The 20191-nt window shown below is 72.2% G+C and carries 21 protein-coding genes; 10 read left to right on the top strand and 11 right to left on the bottom strand.

What is annotated here, in order from left to right; all coding sequences use genetic code 11:
• The first annotated feature begins 194 nt into the window (after positions 1-194).
• Complete coding sequence (locus ACZ56U_RS21300; RefSeq protein ID WP_469085565.1) at positions 195-1298, top strand: hypothetical protein; 1104 nt, start codon at positions 195-197, stop codon at positions 1296-1298.
• 53 nt (positions 1299-1351) lie between these two features.
• On the opposite strand, the gene ACZ56U_RS21295 is transcribed toward ACZ56U_RS21300, so the two are convergent.
• The 4 genes from ACZ56U_RS21295 to ACZ56U_RS21280 all read right to left on the bottom strand — a co-directional run bounded on the left by ACZ56U_RS21295 (position 1352) and on the right by ACZ56U_RS21280 (position 3439).
• Entirely contained in the window at positions 1352-1681 is a 330-nt protein-coding gene (locus ACZ56U_RS21295; RefSeq protein WP_469085564.1) for a MazG-like family protein, read from the bottom strand.
• 23 nt (positions 1682-1704) lie between these two features.
• Positions 1705-2316, bottom strand: a complete 612-nt coding sequence (locus ACZ56U_RS21290) for a DUF305 domain-containing protein (RefSeq protein WP_469085563.1) — start codon at positions 2314-2316, stop codon at positions 1705-1707.
• A 91-nt stretch (positions 2317-2407) separates the two neighbouring features.
• Complete coding sequence (locus ACZ56U_RS21285; protein ID WP_469085562.1) at positions 2408-2818, bottom strand: DUF6153 family protein; 411 nt, start codon at positions 2816-2818, stop codon at positions 2408-2410.
• A gap of 42 nt (positions 2819-2860) precedes the next feature.
• Entirely contained in the window at positions 2861-3439 is a 579-nt protein-coding gene (locus ACZ56U_RS21280) for a DoxX family protein (RefSeq protein WP_469085561.1), read from the bottom strand.
• Between the two features lie 131 nt (positions 3440-3570).
• Between ACZ56U_RS21280 and ACZ56U_RS21275 the strand changes: the two genes are divergently transcribed.
• Positions 3571-3894: a nuclear transport factor 2 family protein gene (locus ACZ56U_RS21275; protein ID WP_469085560.1), complete on the top strand. Its 324-nt coding sequence runs from the start codon at positions 3571-3573 to the stop codon at positions 3892-3894.
• Between the two features lie 111 nt (positions 3895-4005).
• The gene (locus tag ACZ56U_RS21270) at positions 4006-4995 is read left to right on the top strand and encodes an aldo/keto reductase (RefSeq protein ID WP_469085559.1); all 990 of its coding nucleotides are present in this window, start codon (positions 4006-4008) and stop codon (positions 4993-4995) included.
• 349 nt (positions 4996-5344) lie between these two features.
• On the opposite strand, the gene ACZ56U_RS21265 is transcribed toward ACZ56U_RS21270, so the two are convergent.
• On the bottom strand, positions 5345-6103 hold the full coding sequence (locus ACZ56U_RS21265; protein WP_469085558.1) for an SDR family oxidoreductase: 759 nt from the start codon (positions 6101-6103) through the stop codon (positions 5345-5347).
• A 133-nt stretch (positions 6104-6236) separates the two neighbouring features.
• Here ACZ56U_RS21265 and ACZ56U_RS21260 point away from each other — a divergent pair, with 133 nt between their 5' ends.
• The gene (locus tag ACZ56U_RS21260; protein ID WP_469085557.1) at positions 6237-7880 is read left to right on the top strand and encodes an alkaline phosphatase D family protein; all 1644 of its coding nucleotides are present in this window, start codon (positions 6237-6239) and stop codon (positions 7878-7880) included.
• Here ACZ56U_RS21260 and ACZ56U_RS21255 read toward each other — a convergent pair.
• Positions 7867-8883 (bottom strand): Gfo/Idh/MocA family protein, encoded by a 1017-nt coding sequence (locus ACZ56U_RS21255; RefSeq protein ID WP_469085556.1) that lies wholly within the window; start codon positions 8881-8883, stop codon positions 7867-7869. The two genes, ACZ56U_RS21260 and ACZ56U_RS21255, sit on opposite strands and share 14 nt — an antisense overlap.
• A gap of 88 nt (positions 8884-8971) precedes the next feature.
• On the opposite strand from ACZ56U_RS21255, the gene ACZ56U_RS21250 reads away from it, so the two are divergent.
• The 4 genes from ACZ56U_RS21250 to ACZ56U_RS21235 all read left to right on the top strand — a co-directional run bounded on the left by ACZ56U_RS21250 (position 8972) and on the right by ACZ56U_RS21235 (position 13239).
• Entirely contained in the window at positions 8972-10264 is a 1293-nt protein-coding gene (locus ACZ56U_RS21250; RefSeq protein ID WP_469085555.1) for a multidrug effflux MFS transporter, read from the top strand.
• Complete coding sequence (locus ACZ56U_RS21245) at positions 10216-11391, top strand: serine hydrolase domain-containing protein (protein WP_469085554.1); 1176 nt, start codon at positions 10216-10218, stop codon at positions 11389-11391. The genes ACZ56U_RS21250 and ACZ56U_RS21245 overlap by 49 nt, the downstream gene beginning before the upstream one ends.
• Before the next feature lie 134 nt (positions 11392-11525).
• Positions 11526-12512 carry a small ribosomal subunit Rsm22 family protein gene (locus ACZ56U_RS21240; RefSeq protein WP_469085553.1) on the top strand — a complete coding sequence of 329 codons (987 nt, stop codon included), beginning with the start codon at positions 11526-11528 and terminating at the stop codon, positions 12510-12512.
• A gap of 112 nt (positions 12513-12624) precedes the next feature.
• Positions 12625-13239 (top strand): TetR/AcrR family transcriptional regulator, encoded by a 615-nt coding sequence (locus tag ACZ56U_RS21235; RefSeq protein WP_469085552.1) that lies wholly within the window; start codon positions 12625-12627, stop codon positions 13237-13239.
• Here ACZ56U_RS21235 and ACZ56U_RS21230 read toward each other — a convergent pair.
• On the bottom strand, positions 13218-14081 hold the full coding sequence (locus tag ACZ56U_RS21230; RefSeq protein WP_469085551.1) for a glycerophosphodiester phosphodiesterase: 864 nt from the start codon (positions 14079-14081) through the stop codon (positions 13218-13220). The genes ACZ56U_RS21235 and ACZ56U_RS21230 overlap by 22 nt on opposite strands.
• A 176-nt stretch (positions 14082-14257) precedes the next feature.
• Between ACZ56U_RS21230 and ACZ56U_RS21225 the strand changes: the two genes are divergently transcribed.
• Positions 14258-14992 carry a bifunctional DNA primase/polymerase gene (locus ACZ56U_RS21225; RefSeq protein ID WP_469085550.1) on the top strand — a complete coding sequence of 245 codons (735 nt, stop codon included), beginning with the start codon at positions 14258-14260 and terminating at the stop codon, positions 14990-14992.
• A gap of 16 nt (positions 14993-15008) precedes the next feature.
• On the opposite strand, the gene ACZ56U_RS21220 is transcribed toward ACZ56U_RS21225, so the two are convergent.
• The 4 genes from ACZ56U_RS21220 to efeO are packed head-to-tail and all read right to left on the bottom strand — an operon-like array spanning position 15009 to position 19261.
• Positions 15009-16013 (bottom strand): SCO2278 family lipoprotein, encoded by a 1005-nt coding sequence (locus ACZ56U_RS21220; RefSeq protein ID WP_469085549.1) that lies wholly within the window; start codon positions 16011-16013, stop codon positions 15009-15011.
• Entirely contained in the window at positions 15973-16845 is an 873-nt protein-coding gene (efeU, locus tag ACZ56U_RS21215) for an iron uptake transporter permease EfeU (protein WP_469085548.1), read from the bottom strand. The genes ACZ56U_RS21220 and efeU overlap by 41 nt, the downstream gene beginning before the upstream one ends.
• 6 nt (positions 16846-16851) lie before the next feature.
• Positions 16852-18096, bottom strand: coding sequence for an iron uptake transporter deferrochelatase/peroxidase subunit (gene efeB / locus ACZ56U_RS21210; protein WP_469085547.1), 1245 nt, complete (start codon positions 18094-18096; stop codon positions 16852-16854).
• A gap of 10 nt (positions 18097-18106) precedes the next feature.
• Positions 18107-19261 (bottom strand): iron uptake system protein EfeO, encoded by a 1155-nt coding sequence (efeO, locus tag ACZ56U_RS21205; protein WP_469085546.1) that lies wholly within the window; start codon positions 19259-19261, stop codon positions 18107-18109.
• 283 nt (positions 19262-19544) lie between these two features.
• Here efeO and ACZ56U_RS21200 point away from each other — a divergent pair, with 283 nt between their 5' ends.
• Complete coding sequence (locus ACZ56U_RS21200) at positions 19545-20189, top strand: PhzF family phenazine biosynthesis protein (RefSeq protein ID WP_469085545.1); 645 nt, start codon at positions 19545-19547, stop codon at positions 20187-20189.
• Positions 20190-20191 lie beyond the last annotated feature (2 nt).

The following is a 20191-nucleotide window of genomic DNA, read 5'->3' as shown; positions in this document are numbered from 1 at the left end:
GTCGGTCTCCCAGTACGGCCCGCGAGGGGTCATTCGCCCAGCTCGGCACCGGGGCGCGGGATCCCGCGGCTCGGTGGTGCGGGATGTTCTTGAAAGGCCTTGGGGAAACTACCAACCCCACCAAACCCGCCCACGCCGTCAGCGAGTTGGGGCGCCACTCGTTCGAGTGATGGGACCGTAAGCGGGGCGGGCGGGTGGGGTACGGTCGCCGCACACAACCGCAAACAGAGAACGGCCCCCGGCAGGACGGCAATCCCGGCGAGGGCCTGACCAACCAGGAAGATATGAGCTTCCCAATGGCTGACCCGCAGTCTAACGCGGCCCTGCCCGCGTACCCGTCGCCCGAGCACTCGCCGCCCGCGCCTCCGGAACTCCCGCCGGACGCGCCCCGCGCCGGAGTCCTCCACGTACGGCACCGCCACACCGAGCGCTACACCGTCGTCGGCAACCACCTCGCCCAGCACCCCAGCCTCTCCGCCACGGCGATCGGCATCGGCGTCCACATCCAGTCCCTGCCGGATGGAGCCTCGGTCACCATCAAGGCGCTGACCCTGCGCTTCCCCGAGGGCGAGGTGACGATCGGCAGGGCGTTGCGGGAACTGGAGACGGCCGGGTATCTCGTCCGCCGCCGGGTGCCGCTCGGGGGCGGACGTATCGCTACGCGTACGTTCTTTCTCGATCATCCGGGGACGGTCGTGCGGGCCTCCGCGCGGGACAGCGGGTTGGAGGCTGCCGCCCCTGTCCCATCCCGTGCCGCGGATGAGCCCGAGCCGCGTCCTGCTCCGGGACCGGGGGCTGTTCAGGGCTCGGCGGACGGTCCGTGGCCTGACGCGCCGTCGACTTCCGTACGTACGAAGCGTGTTGCCCCCGAACCCGGTGCGGTGCCCGACGGACCGGCGGCCGACCTGCTCGCGCGTCTGCGTCTCGCCGACGCCCGGCTCTTGCTTTCCGAACGGGACGTTCAGCGGCTCGCGCCCGCCGTCGAGGCCTGGCTCGCTCGTTCCGCGACGCCGAACCAGATCACCCGCACGCTCACAGCGGGCCTCCCGTCCGAGACCGTCCCCATCCGCCATCCGGCGAGCCTTCTCGAATACCGCCTGACGACCCTTCTCCCGCCGCCGTTGCCAGCAGGGCCTCCTGGTACGGCGACGGTGACCTCCCCATCGCCACTGGTACCGCTGGTCACCTGCGACGGCTGTGAACGCGCGTTCCGCTCGCGTGACCCGCGCGCTCACTGCCGGGATTGCAGGGAACGCCATGGCCGCCGCAAGTCCGAACCGGTCCACCCGGCTGCCTGAGCCGGTACTGGCGGTGAGCACTTGTGCGGGTGAACTTCGAGGTTCGGCAGGGCCTAGCGAGGGCCCAGTGAGCGTTCCCTGACTCGGGCCAGGTGCCGTTCGAACACCTCCCGCGTGTCCGGCGTCAGCGTGCGCAGGGCGACCAGGGCGGTGATCACGACGTCGCACAGCTCGCTCTGGACGTCGTCCCAGGTGTGGGAGGCACCCTTGCGCGGGTTGTGGTTCATCGCGCCGATCACCGCCTCGGCCACCTCGCCGACCTCCTCCGACAGCTTCAGCATCCGCAGGAGGAGGTCCTGGCGTCCGTCGAGCGGGCGGTGGGAGTCGAGCCACGTCCACAAGTCGTCGATGCCCGACCAGATGTCGGGGTCCGGATCACTCATGGACGCAGCTTGGCACGGTCCGCTCAGTCCTCGGCGGGATCGAGGAGCTTGTCCATCTCCTCGATCTCGGCGGACTGCGCGGTGACGATGTCTTCGGCCATGGCGGTGGCGGGCTTGTACGCGCCCTTCGCCTTCTCCGTCTCGGCCATCTCGACCGCGCCCTCGTGGTGTTCGACCATCAGCGTCAGGAACCGCGCGTCGAAGGCCTCGCCGGACGCCTTCTCCAGCTCGGTCATGGCGGCGCCGTCCATCATGCCGGGCATGCCGGAGTGCGAGCCGTGCGCCGCGTTCGGGACGGTCTCGCCCCAGGACTTCAGCCAGCCGGTCAGCGTCTCGATCTCCGGGTCCTGGGCCTTCTCGATCCGCGCGGCCAGGCTCTTGACCTCGGGGGAGGAGGCCCGGTCGGCGGCGAGTTCCGCCATCTCCAGCGCCTGACGGTGGTGCGGAATCATGCCCTGGGCGAAGGAGACGTCCTGGGCGTTGTGGGTACCGGCAGCGGCGGCGGTGGTGGTCGCCGACGGGGACGCGTGTCCGCCGTCGTGGCCGCTGTCACTGCCACCGCATGCCGCGAGGACGAGTGCGGCGGCCACCGACGCCGTCATGACGGCAGCGCTGCGCGTACGAGTGGTGCTCATGCTTGAACTCCTGCTGGATGACTGGATGAAAAGGGATCCGGACATACCGATGCGCACCCGCGTCGAGTACGGCCGCGGTGCGCCGAGCCGTCTAGATCCGCAGGAGTTGGAGTTCCGCCAGGGACGGGGGTGCGCGGGCGCTGTCGGGGGACGAGCCGACGTACGCGCACAGCGAGTCGTCTCGTACGACGTCGGCGACCGGGTCGGGTACCAGTGCGGGCAGTGCCGGCCTGCCGCTCACCGCAGCCGCCGCGCAGGTCGTGTCGGCGTGTGAGACATGGCTCGTGCCGCAGTGGCCCGCGCCGTCGCAGTCGCCGTGGGTGGCCGACACGGAGACGGCGGCCAGGGGAGCGGGGTGCGGGTGGTCGTCCGCGACGGCGCCACCCGGCGCCAGCGCATGCATGCCCATGAGCCCCGCCAGCAGAGCCGGCACGAGCAGCGCCCGCCACCACCACAGGGGCGGTCGCGCGGGGTGCTGCTCGGGGACGGTCACGGGGGTCATCGTAGGAGAGCGGGCTCCCGATCCACGTGAAGCGCCCCGCCCCTACCCCTCGAACAACGCCTCCTGCTCCTCGCCCACCCCCGCCCGCTCCTGCCGTTCCTTCTCCTGGAGGCGGCGGTTGCGTGCCCCCACGACCACCGCCGTCACCGCGGCTGTGGCCGCCAGGGCGGTGGGTACCATCCAGCCCCGGTCCAGGACGTGGCCGAGGGCGTGGTCGAGGGAGAGGCGGCCGGGGCCCGTGATCGCCAGTCCCGTCGCGGCCAGCCCCAGCGTGGCGGCGTACTCCAAGCCGCCGGACTGGTTGAAGAAGCCGTTGGGGGCGTGCACGGCGGCCGCGCCCGCCATGCCGCCGGCGGCCGCCGCGCCCGCGGCCGGGGTCGCCAGGCCCAGCGCCAGCAGGGTGCCGCCGCCCGCCTCCGCTAGACCCGCCGCGGTGGCGCTCGCTTTGCCGGGGGAGTAGCCGACGGACTCCATGAACTGGCCGGTCCCCTCGATTCCGTGGCCGCCGAACCAGCCGAGCAGCTTCTGCGCGCCGTGCGCGGCCAGTACGCCCCCGGCCCCCAGCCGGAGCAACAGCAGGCCCAGATCACGGCGGTCGTACGACGAAGCGTGTGAGGTCACGATGACTCCCGGGACAGTTGGACAGGAACACCCCCCTCGCGTTTCCACCGTCGCACTCCCGACAGCCGAGGGAGCCACCCGCGCCGCCGTTCGGGTGGCGGGCCCGGGACGGCGGTGTGAGTCTGGCTGGCATGACGATTCAGACCGGCAAACTCAGCGACCCCGCGGTCCGCGCCTTCGTCACCGCCGTCAACGCGCACGACCGCGACGGCTTCATGGCTCTCCTCGCCCCCGGCGCGACCATGTCGGACGACGGCTCCGACCGTGACCTCGACGACTGGGTCGACCGGGAGATCTTCTCCTCCCGCGGTCACCTGGAGGTCGACAACGAGTCCCGCGGCGGCCGCGACCTCATCGCCCGCTACAGCAACGACACCTGGGGCGAGATGCGCACCAAGTGGCACTTCGAGGTGGACGGCGAAAAGATCACCCGCTTCGAGACCGGCCAGGCCTAGCCACGAGATCTGGCTAGCCACGAGACCTGCCCAGCCACGAGACCTGCCTAGCCACAAGACCTCGCGCAGGCCCTTGCCCTGAAGTGCGCTTCAACTCCTAGCGTCCCTCCCATGGACACGAACGCGCAGACACACAGGACGTTGGGCCGCAGCGGCATGGACGTCAGCCCGCTCGGCTTCGGCTGCTGGGCCATCGGCGGCGAGTGGTCCACCCTCGACGGACAGCCCCTCGGCTGGGGCAAGGTCGACGACGACGAGTCCGTACGGGCGATCCGGCGCGCCCTCGACCTCGGCGTGACCTTCTTCGACACCGCCGACGTCTACGGCACCGGGCACAGCGAGCGGGTGCTGGGCCGTGCCCTCGGCAAGCGCCGTGCGGAGGTGGTCGTCGCCACCAAGTGGGGCAACCTCTTCGACGAGCGCACCCGCACGCTCACCGGCCAGGACGCCTCGACGGAGTACCTCCGCGAGGCTCTCACGGCCTCCCTCGCCCGCCTCGGCACCGACTACGTCGACCTGTACCAGTTCCATCTCTCCGACGCCCACCCCGAGCACGGCGCCCGACTGCGCGACGCCTGCGAGGAGTTGGTGCGCGAGGGCCTCATCCGCGCCTACGCCTGGAGCACCGACGACCCGGCCCGCGCCGCGGTGTTCGCCGAGGGGGAGCACTGCGTGGCCGTCCAGCACGCGCTGAACGTCCTTCAGGACGCCCCCGACATGCTGGCCCTGTGCGAGGAGTCGGGCCTCGCGAGCATCAACCGCAGTCCGCTGGCGATGGGTTTGCTGGCCGGCAAGCGCCAAGGCCCCCAGGACACCGGCGACATCCGCAGCACGCCGCCGACCTGGATGCGGGGCTTCACCACCGAAGGAGCCGACGCCGACTGGCTGGCCCGCATCGACGCCCTCCGCTCCCTCCTCACCAGCAACGGCCGCACCCTGGCCCAGGGCGCCCTCGCCTGGATCTGGGCGCGCAGTCCGCGCACGGTGCCCATTCCCGGGTTCCGTTCCGTCGAGCAGGCGGAGCAGAACGCGGGGGCGATGGAGAAAGGGCCGCTCACCGCCGCCCAGTTGACCGAGATCAACGCAATCCTGGAACGCTGAGCGATCCCACCCAGGGGGACCGGCCTGGGGACTGGCCGGTCGTGGACTGCGCGGCAGCCGTGCCGCCCACCGGTGTGTCCCTCGCGGTCGCTCGCGAGGCCCACCCCCATCCGGTGTGACGGGACGGCTGCCGCCTCCCCCCTCGGGTTCGGTCTGCGGGAGCTCACCGCTCCAGATGTGAAGCTCTGATGAAGGAGATGTAGAGCATAAGTCCGTCACCGGCCCGAATGGACCGGATTCGCAGATTCCGGTTGTGCAGATCGCGCCCTCCACCACGCCCTGCATCACGCCCTCCGCCGCGCCCTCCCTCACCCCCCTCACCTCCTCCCTCACCCCCTCCACCACGCCCTCAGCCGCGCCCCACGTACGGCATCGCCGTCGCCAGCACCGTCGCGAACTGCACGTTCGCCGCCAGCGGCAGCTCCGCCATGTGCCGTACCGTGCGCGCCACGTCGGCGACGTCCATCACCGGCTCGGGCGCGACCTCGCCGTTGGCCTGGAGCGCGCCGGTCTGCATGCGCGCGGTCATGTCGGTCGCCGCGTTCCCGATGTCGATCTGCCCCACCGCGATCCCGTACGGCCGCCCGTCCAGCGACAGTGACTTGGTGAGCCCGGTCAGGGCGTGCTTGGTCGCGGTGTAGGCGACGGAGTGCGGGCGGGGCGTATGGGCCGAGATGGACCCGTTGTTGATGATCCGGCCGCCCTGCGGGTCCTGCTCCTTCATCTGCCGGTACGCCGCCTGCGCGCACAGGAACGCCCCGTTGAGGTTGGTGTCCACCACATGCCGCCACGCGTCGTACGGCAGCTCCTCCACGGGCACCCCGCCGGGCCCGAACGTCCCCGCGTTGTTGAACAGCAGGTCGACCCGGCCGAAGCGCTCCACGGCCGCGGCGAAGAGCGCGGCCACCTCGTCGGGCCGTGAGACGTCTGTCCGTACGGCGAGACAGGCGCTCTCGGGCACGAGGGCCGCCGTCTCCTGAAGTGTCTCGGTCCGCCGCCCGGCCAGCGCCACCGACCAGCCCGTGCGCAGCAGTTCCACGGCGACCGCGCGGCCGATCCCGGAGCCCGCTCCGGTCACCACGGCGATCCTCGTCCTTTGGATGTCCATGAGCGCGCAGCGTAAATGAACGTCCGCGATACGGAAGCGCCCGTCCGCCATCCGGGTGCTGTCGCCCCTGCGCGCGTGTGTCGGCGCCGCTTCGCGCCGCTCTCCTCCCTCAACTGTGACGGGAGGAAAAAGAATGACCATCACACCCGGCCGGTCGCAGACGGACCGCCGTGAACTGCGCGCCGCCGCCCGCCATGTCGGCCGTCGGCGCTTTTTGGGCCTGACCGCCGCAGCCGCCGCGCTCGCCTTCGCCGTGGACCTGCCCGCGACCGGTACGGCGGCCGCCGCCGAACTCGACGCGGCCCGCATCACCGACTTCCCCTTCACGCTCGGTGTCGCCTCAGGGGATCCGCAACCCGGCTCGGTCGTCCTGTGGACCCGGCTCGCGCCCGCCCCCTACCAGCCCGACGGCGGACTGCCCGCCGAACGCGTCGCCGTCGACTGGGAGGTGGCCCTGGACGAGACGTTCGCGGCGGTCGTCGCCAAGGGCACGGCCGTCGCCCACCCGGAGTTCCACCACACCGTGCACGTCGAGGTCGAGGGCCTGACCCCCGGCCGCGTCCTCTACTACCGCTTCCGGGCGGGCGGTTGGCTCAGCGAGACCGGCCGTACCCGCACCGCGCCCGCCGCCGGCAGCCCGGTCTCCTCCCTGACCTTGGCCGCCGTCTCCTGCCAGGCCTACCACGACGGCTACTTCACGGCCCACCGCCACCTCGCCCAGGACGACGTCGACCTCGTCCTCCACCTCGGCGACTACCTCTACGAGTACGCCGTCAACGGGGCCGGCGGCGCCCGCAAGTACACCGACCAGGTGCTGCCGCCCGGGTTCAACAAGGAGGCCACCACGCTGGAGGACTACCGGCTGCGCTACGCCCTCTACAAGACCGACCCCGACCTGCGGGCGGCCCACGCCAGGCACCCCTTCGTGGTCACCTTCGACGACCACGAGACCGAGAACAACTACGCCGGCTCCGTCCCCGAGAACGACGTCCCGCCCGAGCAGTTCCTGCTGCGCCGCGCCGCCGCCTACCGTGCCTACTGGGAGAACCAGCCACTGCGCGCGCCCCAGCTGCCCGTCGGGCCCGACATGCAGCTCTACCGACGGCTCCAGTGGGGCCCGCTGGCCCAGTTCGACATCCTCGACACCCGCCAATACCGCTCCGACCAGGCCTACGGCGGGGCCAGGCACGTCCCGGGCCCCGAGTCCGAGGACCCGGCACGGACCATGACCGGCACGGCACAGGAGAGCTGGCTGCTCGGCGGCTGGAACGCGTCGCAGGCGGTGTGGAACGTCGTCGCCCAGCAGGTCTGCTTCTCCCAGCGCCGGCTGGACCTCAACCCCGTCGCCGAGCTCTCCATGGACGCCTGGGACGGTTACCCGGCCTCCCGTCGCCGCATCCTGGACGGCGCCAAGGCGGCCGGGGTCGAGAACCTGATGGTCCTCACCGGCGACGTGCACGTCGGGTACGCCTTCGACATCAAGGACGACTTCGGCGACCCCGCCTCCCGCACCCTCGGCACCGAGATCGTCACCACCTCGGTCGCCAGCGGCAGGGACGGGGCCGAGAAGCCGCCGAACTGGCCCACGTACACGTCCGCCAACCCGCACCTGAAGTTCTACGACGGCCGGCGCGGCTACACCACGGTCACCCTCGACCGGTCCCAGGCACGCGCCGACTTCAAGATGCTGCCCTACGTCACCACTCCCGGGGCGCCGATCACCACGGCCGCCTCCTTCGTCACGGAGGCGGGGAACCCGGGGCTCAAACCGGCGTGACAACCTCCCGGGCGAGCTCTCCCGGGTAGCGGACGCCGACGCGGTCCCGGATCGCGTCCATGGTCCGCATCACCGCGAGCGTGCCGTCCAGCGGCACCAGCGGTGACTCGGTCTCGCCGGCCCGCAGCGCCCGCATCACCTCGACCGCCTCGTGCTTGAGGCTGTTGCGCGGGCCGGCCTCGGCCGTGAACTCCTCCGGTTCACGGCCGTCCCGGTGCAGCACGAACCGCTCCGGGAAGAAGAACCCGGACGGGACGTCGATGCGGCCCAGCGAGCCGGTCACCGACGCGGAGGTCGCCGTACCGCCGATGATCGAGCAGTGCACCGAGGCGAGCGCGCCGCCGTCCCAGGACAGCAGGGCGCCGGTCTGGAGGTCGACGCCCTCCTCGGAGAGGGTCGCGCGGGCCGTGATGTCCGAGGGCTCCCCGAGCAGCAGCTGGGTGAACGACACCGGATACACACCGAGGTCGAGGAGCGCGCCGCCGCCCTGGGCCGGGTCGCGCAGCCGGTGGCTGGGCGGGAAGGGGCCCGCGAGCCCGAAGTCGGCCTGGACGTGGCGCACCTCGCCGATCGCGCCGTCGTCCACCAGCGCCTTGAGCCGGCGGATCAGGGGGTTGCAGTACATCCACATGGCTTCCATCAGGAAGCTCCCGCGCTCCCGTGCCAGGGCGACCAGTTCCTCCGCCTCGCGCGCGTTCAGCGTGAACGCCTTCTCGCACAGCACGTTCCGCCCGGCCTCCAGGCACAGCCCGGCGGCCGTCCGGTGCGCCGCGTGCGGGGTGGCGACGTACACGACATCGATGTCCGCGTCCTCGGCCAGCGCGCCCCAGTCGCCGTACGCCCGCTCGATCCCGAACCGCTCCGCGAACGCCTTCGCGGACTCCTCGCTCCGTGACGCCACCGCCACGACCTCCGCGTCCGGCAGATCCACCAGATCCGCCGTGAACGCCGCCGCTATCCCGCCGGTCGCCAGGATTCCCCAGCGCACCTTCTGTTCCGTCATCCCCGCGCCCGCCCTCACTCGCCCGACACCCGGCACTTCGTACGAGCTGAGAGCATAGGTGGCGGATCCGGAGGAGAGGGAGGGGCACATGCCCGACAGCGGGGCGTCGACACCACAACGGGAACAGGCGGCTGCGGCGGCGCAGCCGCCCACTCGTGCCCCGCGCCGCACGGGCCTGCTCGTGACCTTCGTCCTCGGCGGGCTGACCGCCACGCCGCCGCTGGCGATGGACATGTACCTCCCCGCGCTCCCGCAGGTCACGAACTCCCTGCACGCGCCCGCCGCGACGGTCCAGCTCACCCTCACCGCCTGTCTCCTCGGCATGGCCCTCGGCCAGCTCGTGGTCGGCCCGATGAGCGACCGCTGGGGCCGCCGCCGTCCGCTGCTGGCGGGCCTCGCGGTCTACGTCGTCGCCACCGTCCTGTGCGCGCTGGCGCCCACCGTCGAGACCCTGGTCGCCTTCCGGCTCACCCAGGGACTCGCGGGCGCGGCCGCGATAGTGATCGCCCGGGCCGTCGTACGCGATCTCTACGACGGTGTGGCCATGGCCCGTTTCTTCTCCACGCTGATGCTGATCGGCGGGGTCGCCCCGATCGTCGCGCCGGTCATCGGCGGCCAGATCCTGCGGGTGACGGACTGGCGGGGCGTGTTCGTGGTGCTGACGGTGATCGGTGTGCTGCTGGCCGTGCTGGTGTGGGCCAGGCTGCCCGAGACCCTGCCGGTGGAGCTGCGCCACGGCGGCGGGGTCGGCGTGGCCCTGCGCTCGATGGGCGCGCTCCTTCGCGACCTGCCGTTCACCGGCTTCATGCTCGCGGGCGGCTTCGCCTTCGCCGCGCTGTTCGCGTACATCTCGGCCTCGCCGTTCGTGGTCCAGGAGATCTACGGTGCCTCGCCGCAGACCTTCAGCCTGCTGTTCGCCGTGAACTCGATCGGCCTGGTCGTCGTCGGCCAGATCAACGGCAAGCTGCTGGTCGGGCGGGTCGCCCTGGAGAAGGTGCTGGGCCTCGGGCTGGCGATCGTGATCACCGCGGCGAGCGCGCTGCTGCTGATGGCGCTCGGCGTCTTCGGCGAGGCCGGTCTGGTCCCGGTGGCCGCGGCCCTGTTCGTCCTGATGTCGGCGATGGGCCTCACCCTGCCCAACGCCCAGTCCCTCGCCCTGCTGCGCACCAAGCACTCCGCGGGGTCCGCCTCCGCCCTGCTGGGCACGTCCTCCTTCCTCATCGGGGCCGTCGCCTCCCCGCTGGTCGGCATCGCCGGGGAGGACACCGCCGTGCCGATGGCCGTGGTCCAGGTCGTGTCGGCACTGGTCGCGCTCGCCTGTTTCATGGGACTGTGCCGTCCTTGGAACAGACGTGCGATCGCGGAGGGAGCAGGGAGCTGAGCGCGCCGAGACTGCGCAGCGACACACCGGAACGGGCCGGACTCGACCCCGGGGAGCTGGACCACCTCGTCCAGGAGGTCCACGACCTCACCGTCGGCGAACGCCCCTGGGCCGCGGGCACCGTCGTGGTCGCCGGACGCGGCCCGGTGATCGCCGTCGAGGCGGCGGCGGGCTGGGCGGTCCGCTACGCCTCCTACGACCCCGAGGCCGACGCGGGGGTGGAGCTGCCGCGCGGGAGCCGCGTCCCCATGACCGTGGCCACGCCCTTCGACCTCGCCTCCCTGACCAAGCTGTTCACCGCGGTCGCCGCGATGCAGCAGATCGAACGGGGCACGCTCGGCATCGACGCCCGGGTGGGCGCCTACCTGCCGGACTTCCGGGCCGCGGCCGAGCACGGGGTGACGGTACGGGAGCTGCTGACGCACACCTCCGGGCTGCGGCCGGAACTCCCGCTGTACGACTGCGCGGGTGACGAGGAACGGCTGGAGATGCTGCGGGCGGAGGCCCCCGTCGGCGTGCCCGGCACCTACACGTACTCCGATCTCAACCTGCTCCTGCTCCAGCACGTCCTGGAACGCCTCACCGGCCGGGGTCTGGACGTCCTCGTCCACGACGGCATCACCCGCCCCCTGGGCATGACGGCGACCGCCTTCGGACCGTGCCCCGGAGCGGCGGCGACCGAGCACCAGCGGCGGCCCTGGGCCAAGGCGGACCGCGGGATGCTGCGGGGCGTCGTCCACGACGAGAACGCCTGGGCGCTGGGCGGGGTCGCGGGCCACGCCGGGCTCTTCTCCACCGGCCGGGACCTCGCCGTCTTCTGCCGGGCCCTGCTGGCGGGCGGCGCGTACGGGCCCGCCCGCATCCTCGGCCCCGACTTCGTCGACCTCCTGCTGACCCCGCCCGGCCTGGGCTTCGCCCTGGACCAGCCGTGGTTCATGGGCGAACTGGCGGGACGGGGAGCCGCGGGCCACACCGGCTTCACGGGCACGTCCCTGGTGCTGGACCGGGCGACGGACACGTTCCTGGTGCTGCTGTCGAACGCCGTGCATCCGCGGCGGCGCGGGGCGGACAGCGGACCGCGAGCACGGGCGGCGACGCGGGTGGCGCGGGCGGTACGGGGGGCGTGAGCGCCCTTCTGTCCGGCGGGGCCGCACTTGTCGGCGTCGGTGTCGGTTCCGGCGTCGGTGTGCGATCGGCAGCGGTGGTGGGGGCGGGGAAACGCCGAGGCCCGACCCCGCACCGACGCCCATAGAATCACCGGGTGAACGCCCCCGCCCCCCCGGCCGAGACCCTCCGCCGCACCCTCGCCGACCTCCTCGACGGCCTCCCCCCGAAGCAGGCCGCCCAGGCCGTCGACCGGCTGATCGCCGCCTACCGCGGGGCGACCCCCACCGACGCCCCCATCCTCCGCGACCGCGCGGACGTCGCCGCGTACGCCGCGTACCGGATGCCGGCGACCTTCGAGGCGGTGCGGTCGGCGCTGGAGGCGTTCGCGGCGGCGGTGCCCGACTGGACCCCGGCCGGTCATGTCGACGTCGGCGGTGGCACCGGCGCGGCGACCTGGGCGGTGAGCGCGACCTGGTCCGGCACCCGGCCCGTCACCGTCCTGGACTGGGCCGAGCCCGCGCTGGCCCTCGGCCGGGAGATCGCGGCGGCCAACCCCGACCTGCGGGAGGCGAGCTGGCGGCGATCGAGGATCGGCACGGCGCTGACCCTGGACGCCACGGACCTCGTCACCGTCTCGTACGTCCTCAACGAGCTCACCCCCGCCGACCGCACCGCCCTCGTGGATGCCGCCGCGTCCGCCGGACAGGCGGTGGTGATCGTCGAGGCGGGCACCCCGGCCGGGTACGCCCGGGTGATCGAGGCCCGCGACCGGCTGATCGGCGCCGGCTTCCAGGTCGCCGCGCCCTGCCCGCACAGCGCCGCGTGCCCGATCGTGCCGGGCGAGGACTGGTGCCACTTCTCGGCCCGGGTCAGCCGGTCCTCCCTCCACCGTCAGGTCAAGGGCGGCTCGCTGGCGTACGAGGACGAGAAGTTCAGCTACGTCGCCGCCGCGCGCTTCCCCGTGGCACCGGCCGCCTCCCGCGTGGTCCGGCGCCCCCAGATCCGCAAGGGCCAGGTCCTCCTGGACCTCTGCGAGCCGGAGCAGCGGCTGACCCGCCGGACGGTGACGAAGAAACACGGCGCCCTGTACAAGGCGGCCCGCGACGCGGACTGGGGCGACGAGTGGCCGCCGGCGGATTAGGGAGCGGGGCACACCCGGCGGGGCACACCCGGCGGTGCAGGACCCGGTGTCCCGGTCGGCGCCCGCCGTTCGGGCGAGACGCCCCGTCTCCCCGCCCTGCTACCGTCGCCCCATGGCCAAGCAGTCCGCCCCCGACACCACCCGCCGCAGCGAGAAGTCCCGCCGCGCCATCTACGACGCCGCCCTCGCCCTCGTCGGCGAGGTCGGCTACTCCAAGACCACCATCGAGGGCATCGCCGCCCGCGCCGGCGTCGGCAAGCAGACGATCTACCGCTGGTGGTCGTCGAAGGCGGAGGTGCTGATGGAGGCCTTCCTGGACCTCGCGGAGCGCTCCGCCCAGGAGGCCGGCCAGCAGCCGCACGCCTTCCCCGACACCGGCGACCTGGCCGCCGACCTGAGGACCGTCCTGCGGGCCACCGTCGACGAGCTGCGCGACCCCCGTTTCGAGGTGCCGTCCCGGGCCCTGGCCGCCGAGGGCGTCGTCAACGAACCGCTCGGCCGGGAACTGGTCGCCAAGCTCCTCGAACCCTCGCTCCAGCTCTACGTCGACCGGCTGCGCGCGGCCCAGGCCGCCGGTGACGTCCGCCCGGACATCGACCCGCGCATCGCCCTGGAGCTGTTCGTCTCGCCGCTCGCCCAGCGCTGGCTCCAGCACACCGCGCCCATCGACCACGCCTACACGGACACCCTCGTCGACTACGCGCTCTATGGCCTGGTCCCGCGCTGAAGGCCCTGCCGGAGCGCCCGCCGGGGCACCCGTGCCAGGCGGCCCGGCGTATCCGTGACCACCCCGTCGCAGCCGAGGGCCAGCACCCGGTCCCGCTGCGCCGGCGTCACCACTGTGTGCGCCCACACCCGCCGGACGCCGGAGGCGGCCGCGCGGACCAGGTCGGCGTCGCGCGCCCGGTGGTCGACGTCCAGGACGTCCACAAAGGACCGCCATCGCTCGGGGCGGTCGGTGCGCAGCTGCCGGGCCGACCGCCACAGGCCGGTCACCAGGCCCCTCGCGTGGGCCCGCCGGGCCAGCGACGGATCGTTGGAGTGGACCACCACCGAGCGGCTCAGGCCCCGCGAGCGGATCAGCGCCGCCAGCGGGGTGAGGCTGCGCGGGTCCTTCGCCTCCAGCATCAGCACGACCCGCCCGCCGAACGCGTCCAGCACCCGGGCCACCGTCGGGGGCCCCTCCGAGCGCCAGCTGCCGGGCAGGGACGCCTTCGGGCGCAGCCGCACGCCCCGCCATTCCCGGGCGTCGAGCCGGTGCACCTCGCCGCCCAGGTACGTCGTGCGGTCGAGCAGCGGATCGTGCATCACGACCAGCGTGCCGTCGCGCAGCATGCGGGTGTCGAAGTCGAGCACGTGCGCCGTACCGCGCCCGTAGGCGGCCATCAGTCCCGACATGCTGTTCTCGGGCACCTCGCGGGCGCCGCCGCGATGGGCGACGTAGGTCACACGGGGGAGCGAGTCGACGGTGAGTGGTGCGGGCCCCCACTCCAGCGGCATCGTCGGTCCCGTCAGCGAGACCAGGGAAACGGCCGAAGCCAGGCCCGTCAGCGCGATCCTTGTGACCATGACGACCACGGTAGGACGCCGACGTGCAAATCCCGCCAAAGTGGGCGATGACACCCGATCCCCGTTCCCGGTACGGCCTGTCCCACCTACCCCGGTTGTCGGCTCCGGGCCCCTGGAGCGCAGGATGGTGGGACCATAGGGCATGTTGACGGCACCACAGCGAGGCGAGGGGATAGATGAGCGCGGAGTTCGGCGGCCGGACCGGCCTGCAGGGCAAACTCACCCAGTGGCTGCGCGGACGCCGCCCGAAGGAGGCCGCCGACGAGGGCGGCCGTGAGGCCCTGCTGCTGGCCGCCGTCGAGGCGGGACTGCCCCTCGCGCCCGCCGCGCACCCGGCCCCCGGCTACCGGTGTTCCTGCGACCGGGTCGGCTGTCCCACCCCCGCCCGGCACCCCGTCTCCTTCGCTTGGCAGACGCAGTCCACCACCGACCGCGGTCAGATCGAGCGCTGGGCCCGGCATCAGCCGCAGGCCAACTTCATCACCGCCACCGGCATGGTGCACGACGTCCTGGACCTGCCCCTGGAGGCAGGGCGCGAGGCCCTGGAGCGGCTGCTCGCCTCCGGGATCGAGGTCGGCCCGGTCGCCGAGAGCGACGACGGCCGGCTGATGTTCTTCACCCTCACCCGCGGCACCCCCGAGGACGAGGACGAGTGGTGGCCCTGCGAGCTGGACTGCCACCCCGAGACCATGGACGAGCACCCCGGCCTCCGCTGGCACTGCCGCGGCTCCTATGTCCTCGTACCGCCCGCCCGGCTCCCCGGTGACGGCCCCCGGGTGCACTGGGTGCGCGGCCCGGAGCATCCGCTGCCCGACCCGCTGAGCCTGCTGGAGACCCTCACCGACGCCTGCGCCCGCCACGCCGGCGAGGAGCCCGACCACGCCTCCGCCGCCTGGCCCCTGCGCGGCTGAGGGCCGCCGGCCGGTCCTACTCGCCCTTCGCGGCCGTCAGCCCCTGGATCCGTCCCAGCACGGTCACCTGCCCGCCGCCGGCGCCCCTCGCCGGGTCGAGGGCGACCTCGTTGGAGACGAACTCCATCGTCAGCGACTGCTTGACCTCGCCGGTCGTCAGGGCGTCCACGGCCGCGGTCTGGCCGGGGAGTTGGGTGCCCGCGTAGGCGGTCTGCTTCATGTAGTGCCGGGTGGTGAAGAACACCAGCGCGCCCCCGTCCTCGGTGCGCAGCGCCAGCGGGGCGTAGTCGCCGTTCGTCAGCGGCTCGTCGATGTACTGCGTGACCCGGCCGGGCTTCTTGGCGTCCTTCTGGCGCTGGGTGCGCCACCCGCTGGTGTGCGAGCCGCCGGCGAAGGTCCCGCCCTTGCCGTCCTGTAGGTACGTGGCGTAGTCCTGGCTCAACTGCCGCGGCGCCACGGACAGTTCCGTGGAGTTGGCGGGGACCGCCTCCGCCCAGCCGTCCTTGTCCGTCTTGAACCGCGGTACGTCGTCCGGGGCGACCAGCGTCAGGTACGCCACCTGGAACGGCTCGTCCAGGCGGTCGCGCGTGAACACGAACAGCCAGCGCGCGCTGCCGCCCTTGTTGGCGGCGGTGTCGGCGACGAACCAGCGCGGCCAGCCGGCCTTCTTGGGGATGGTGAACCGCGCGTCGGACAGCTTCAGCGGGGTGTGCGCCGTGTTGCCCTCCGGGCTGTTGACCTTTCCGGCCTTCAGCCGTGCCGCGTCGATGTCGGCGAGGGGCCCGGTGACGTGGTCCGCGTCCAGGGAACTGTCGTACGCCTTGTCGGCGTTGTTGTACGCGGCCGTGAACTCCCGGAGCGCCTCGGCGGCTTCGGCTCTGGTCGTCGCGGGGAGCACCTCGCGCTCCCCGTGGACGACCACGCAGCCGCTCGCCGTCAGTGACAAAGCGGTCACCGAGGCCGCTGCCAGCACCCTCCGGTCAAGCCTGCGGAGCCTTCGAGGGCTGCGATCCCTGCTCATCGGATGCCTTCACCTTCCCCTTCCCGGAGGCGAACCCTACCGGGGCGAGGAACAGGGCGAGCGTCGGGATCAGGTACAGCAGCCACACCGTGACCTGGAGGACCGTCGGGTCGGGCTGGAAGTTGAGGACGCCCTTGAGCAGGGTGCCGTACCAGCTGTCCGGCGGGATGGTCCCGGAGATGTCGAAGGCCTTGTCCGCCAGGCCCGGCACCCAGTCGGCCTCCTGGAGGTCGTGGATGCCGTACGCCAGCACGCCCGCCGCCACCACGACCAGCATGCCGCCGGTCCAGGTGAAGAACTTGGCGAGGTTGATCCGCAGCGCGCCCCGGTAGAACAGCCAGCCCAGCAGGACCGCCGTGGCGATGCCGAGCGCGGCGCCGATCACCGGGCGCGGGGTGCCGTCACCGGCCGCGCGCACCGAGGTCCACACGAACAGCGAGGTCTCCAGGCCCTCCCGGCCGACGGCGAGGAACGCGGTGGCGACCAGCGCGCCGGTGCCCATCTGAAGGGCCGCGTCGAGCTTGCCGTGCAGTTCGGACCTCAGGTGCCGGGCGGTGCGCCGCATCCAGAAGACCATCCAGGTCACCAGGCCGACCGCGATGATCGACAGGGAGCCGCCGAGCGCCTCCTGCGCCTTGAACGTCAGCTCCTGGGAGCCGAATTCGAGCGCGCACCCGAAGCCGAGCGCGAGCGCCACAGCGACGCCGATGCCCGTCCAGATGGGCTTCAGCGCGTCCCTGCGGCCCGTCCTCACCAGATAGGCGATGAGGATGCAGACGACGAGAGAGGCCTCCAGGCCCTCGCGCAGACCGATCAGGTAGTTGGAGAACACGGTCTCTCACGCCTCCTTGGCGAACAGTGTGCTGCCCCACCAGTCGTCCTTGTCACGGACGCCCGGCGGAACGGCGAACACCGCCGAACCCACGTGCTGGATGTACTCGTTGAGCGCGTCCGTGGCCAGGTTGCGCTGGATCTGCACGAACCCCTTGCGCACATCACGCTGGTAGGCGAGGAAGAACAGCCCCGCGTCCAGCCGCCCGAGCCCGTCCGTGCCGTCGGTGAAGGAGTAGCCGCGGCGCAGGATGGTCGCCCCGTGGTTGGCGTGGGGATGCGCGAGGCGGACGTGCGCGTCGGGCTTCATCGCCTTCAGGAACGGCTCGTCGCGCTCCTTGGCCTTGCCGACCGGGGCGCCCTCGCCCTTGTCGCGGCCGAAGATGTCCTCCTGCTCCTGCAGGGAGGTGCGGTCCCAGGTCTCGATGTGCATCCGGATCCGGCGGGCGACGAGGTAGGAGCCGCCGACCATCCAGTCGGGCCCGTCCTGGCCGGAGACCCACACGAACTTCTTCAGCCGGTCCGTCTCGGTCCCCGCGATGTTGCGGGTGCCGTCCTTGAACCCCATGAGGTTGCGCGGGGTCTGCGCCTCGGGGGTCGTGGAGGAGGTCTTGCCGAAGCCGAGCTGCGACCAGCGGATGACGACCTTGCCGAACCCGATCCGGGCCAGGTTGCGGATGGCGTGCACCGCGATCTGGGGATCGTCCGCACAGGCCTGGATGCACAGGTCGCCGCCGCTGCGGTTCTTGTCGAGGGCGTCCCCGGCGAACTGGGGCAGCTCGAACAGGCCCTCCGGCCGGCGGTCGCCCAGCCCGAACTTCTCGAACAGGGACGGCCCGAAGCCGATGGTGAGCGTCAGCCGTGACGGCTTCAGACCCAGCGCCTCACCGGTGTCGTCCGGCGGCGCCTCGGCCAGCCCGCCGAAGGCGCCCTCGCCGACGGCCTGCCCGGCGGTCATCCGCCGCGCTGCCGCCGTCCAGTCCTTCAGCATCTGCACGAACTCGGCGCGGTCCTCGGTCTTCACGTCGAACGCGGCGAAGTGCAGCCGGTCCTGCACCGGCGTGGAGATACCGGCCTGGTGGGCGCCGTGGAACGCGACGGCGCCACCGGCCTCGGCACCGGCCGGGTCCACGTCGTTGCCGGCGTGGGTCATCGCCACCGCCCCGCCGGCCGCGGCGGCACCGAGCGCGAGCCCGGCACCGCCCCAGCCGATCAGCGCACGGCGGGACGGGGACTGAGAGGTCTCGGTCACGGGGTGCCCCCTACTTGACGACGACGGCGGCGGCGAGCTTGGACAGCGGCTCCGCCAGGGCGTTCACGGCGTCCGACAGCTCCTTGCGGTCGGCGTCGCCGACCTTGTCGTACGAGGTGAAGTCGTACGACGTCTTGTTCGCGCGGTACTTGTCCAGCAGCGTGTTCAGCGCGGCGAACTGCTTGTCCAGCTCGGCCGTCAGGGCCGCGTCGTTCTCCTTGGCGACCGGCTTGAGCAGCTCGTAGGACTTCTCGGCGCCCTCGACGTTGGCCTTGAAGTCGACGAGGTCGGTGTGCGAGTAGCGCTCCTCCTCGCCGGTGACCTTGCCGGTGGCGACCTCGTCGAGGAGTTCCTTGGCGCCGTTGGCCATGGAGGTCGGGGTGATCTCCGCCTTGCCGACCCGCTTCTGCCAGTCGGTCAGGTCGGTGATCAGCTGGTCGGCGAGCTCGGAGTCACGGTCGGTGAGCTTCTTGTCCTTCCACAGCGAGCGCTCCAGGCGGTGCCAGCCGGTCCAGTCCTTCTCCGGGTCCTGGCCCTCCACCAGACCGTCCTCGCGGACGTCGACCTTCGGGTCGATGTCCCCGAAGGACTCGGCGACCGGCTCGGTGCGCTCCCAGCCGATGCGGGAGGGGGCGTAGGCCTTCTTCGCGGCTTCGAGGTCGCCGTCCTTGACCGCCTTGGCGAAGGTCTCGGCGAGCGGCAGCGTCTCGTCGGCCTGCGCCTGCGCGTACTGGCGGTAGGCGGCGACGGCCTTGTCCAGGCGCGGGTCGCGCTTGGCCGCGGTGCCGCCGGTGGCCCTGACGTCCTGGCGGATGCCGTCGCCCTTCATGCCGGGCTTGCAGGCGATCCGGTAGTCACCGGCCTTCACCTCGGCGGTGACGGTCTGCTTGGTGCCGGCGCCGATGTTCTCCCGCTCCGTGACGATCCGGTCGTCGGGGAAGAGGAGGTAGACCTCGGTGACCTTGGAGCCCTTGTTCTCGATGGCGAGTTCGATGTGCCCGGCCGGGAACTCCTTCTTCGACACCTCGCACGTGCTGTCGGTGGCGGTCACCCGGATCACTCCGTCACCGCTGCCGGAGCCGCCCTTCTCGGTGCACCCGGTGACGGCGGTCAGGGCCGCCACGGCGGCGGTGGCGGTGACAGCGGAGAGTCTGGCGGCTCGCATGCGGGCTCCCGGGCGATGGCTGAAAAATCACGTGACAGGGCTCACACGGTTCGGTGAGGCTCGCCTAACTTATCTGAGGCTTACCTGCGTGATACCCCATCCATCCGTGATTCACCTCTCATAGACGCTGTAAGAGCACGACCCGATCACGGCGACTCAAAACGGGTCCCAAGCGCAGGTCAAAGGAGATTCAAAGGTTCCACCCCGGATCCGCCGCCGCGCTCGCGGTGCGCCGGTCGGGGCTCGCACGGCGCGGCCGGTGCCGGATGCTTCAATTCCCCTCGTGACTGACTACGACGTGCTGCGCGTCTTCTGCGCGCCGAACGGCGGCTACGGCAACGAACTCGGCGTCGTCCGCGAGGGATCCGTGCTGCCGGACCGCGAGGAGCGGCAGGCGTTCGCCGGAAAGCTCGGGTTCAGCGAGACGGTGTTCGTCGATGATCCGGAGCGGGGCGTCATCGACATCTACACGCCGACCCTGCGCCTGCCCTTCGCCGGTCACCCCTGCGTCGGCACGGCATGGCTGCTGGACGTGCCCGAACTCGTCACGCCGGCCGGTGTCGTGGGCGCCCGCCTCGACGGGGAGTTCAGCTGGATCGAGGCCCGGGCGGAGTGGGCGCCGCCGCGGACGTTGCGGCGGTACCGCACGGCGGCCGAGGTCGACGACCTGGACGTGCCGCCGAAGGGGGAGTGGATCTACGCCTGGGCCTGGGAGGACGAGCCGGCCGGGCGCATTCGCGCGCGGGCGTTCCCGGGGCGCGACGACGGTGTAGAGGAGGACGAGGCGACCGGGGCCGCCGCGCTCCTGCTCACCGAAGAGCTGGGCCGCGCCCTGAACATCACCCAGGGCGCCGGCTCGCAGATCCTCACCTGCCCCCAGCCCGGCGGCTGGGTGGAGATCGGCGGGCGGGTCCTCCTGGAGCGCTGAGC

This window comes from Streptomyces sp. NPDC034103 (assembly GCF_055575395.1).
The sequence above is the reverse complement of the archived record's forward strand: the minus strand, read 5'-3'. Positions and strand labels throughout refer to the sequence as shown.

Excerpts from the sequence above, each read along its gene's own strand:
- ACZ56U_RS21295 (WP_469085564.1), bottom strand. The coding sequence starts at position 1,681 with ATGAGTGATCCGGACCCCGACATCTGGTCGGGCATCGACGACTTGTGG.
- efeO (WP_469085546.1), bottom strand. The coding sequence starts at position 19,261 with ATGCGAGCCGCCAGACTCTCCGCTGTCACCGCCACCGCCGCCGTGGCG.
- ACZ56U_RS21230 (WP_469085551.1), bottom strand. The coding sequence starts at position 14,081 with ATGGTCACAAGGATCGCGCTGACGGGCCTGGCTTCGGCCGTTTCCCTG.
- ACZ56U_RS21235 (WP_469085552.1), top strand. The coding sequence starts at position 12,625 with ATGGCCAAGCAGTCCGCCCCCGACACCACCCGCCGCAGCGAGAAGTCC.
- ACZ56U_RS21270 (WP_469085559.1), top strand. The coding sequence starts at position 4,006 with ATGGACACGAACGCGCAGACACACAGGACGTTGGGCCGCAGCGGCATG.
- ACZ56U_RS21225 (WP_469085550.1), top strand. The coding sequence starts at position 14,258 with ATGAGCGCGGAGTTCGGCGGCCGGACCGGCCTGCAGGGCAAACTCACC.
- ACZ56U_RS21250 (WP_469085555.1), top strand. The coding sequence starts at position 8,972 with ATGCCCGACAGCGGGGCGTCGACACCACAACGGGAACAGGCGGCTGCG.
- ACZ56U_RS21290 (WP_469085563.1), bottom strand. The coding sequence starts at position 2,316 with ATGAGCACCACTCGTACGCGCAGCGCTGCCGTCATGACGGCGTCGGTG.
- ACZ56U_RS21285 (WP_469085562.1), bottom strand. The coding sequence starts at position 2,818 with ATGACCCCCGTGACCGTCCCCGAGCAGCACCCCGCGCGACCGCCCCTG.
- ACZ56U_RS21260 (WP_469085557.1), top strand. The coding sequence starts at position 6,237 with ATGACCATCACACCCGGCCGGTCGCAGACGGACCGCCGTGAACTGCGC.
- ACZ56U_RS21265 (WP_469085558.1), bottom strand. The coding sequence starts at position 6,103 with ATGGACATCCAAAGGACGAGGATCGCCGTGGTGACCGGAGCGGGCTCC.
- ACZ56U_RS21220 (WP_469085549.1), bottom strand. The coding sequence starts at position 16,013 with ATGAGCAGGGATCGCAGCCCTCGAAGGCTCCGCAGGCTTGACCGGAGG.
- ACZ56U_RS21255 (WP_469085556.1), bottom strand. The coding sequence starts at position 8,883 with ATGACGGAACAGAAGGTGCGCTGGGGAATCCTGGCGACCGGCGGGATA.
- ACZ56U_RS21275 (WP_469085560.1), top strand. The coding sequence starts at position 3,571 with ATGACGATTCAGACCGGCAAACTCAGCGACCCCGCGGTCCGCGCCTTC.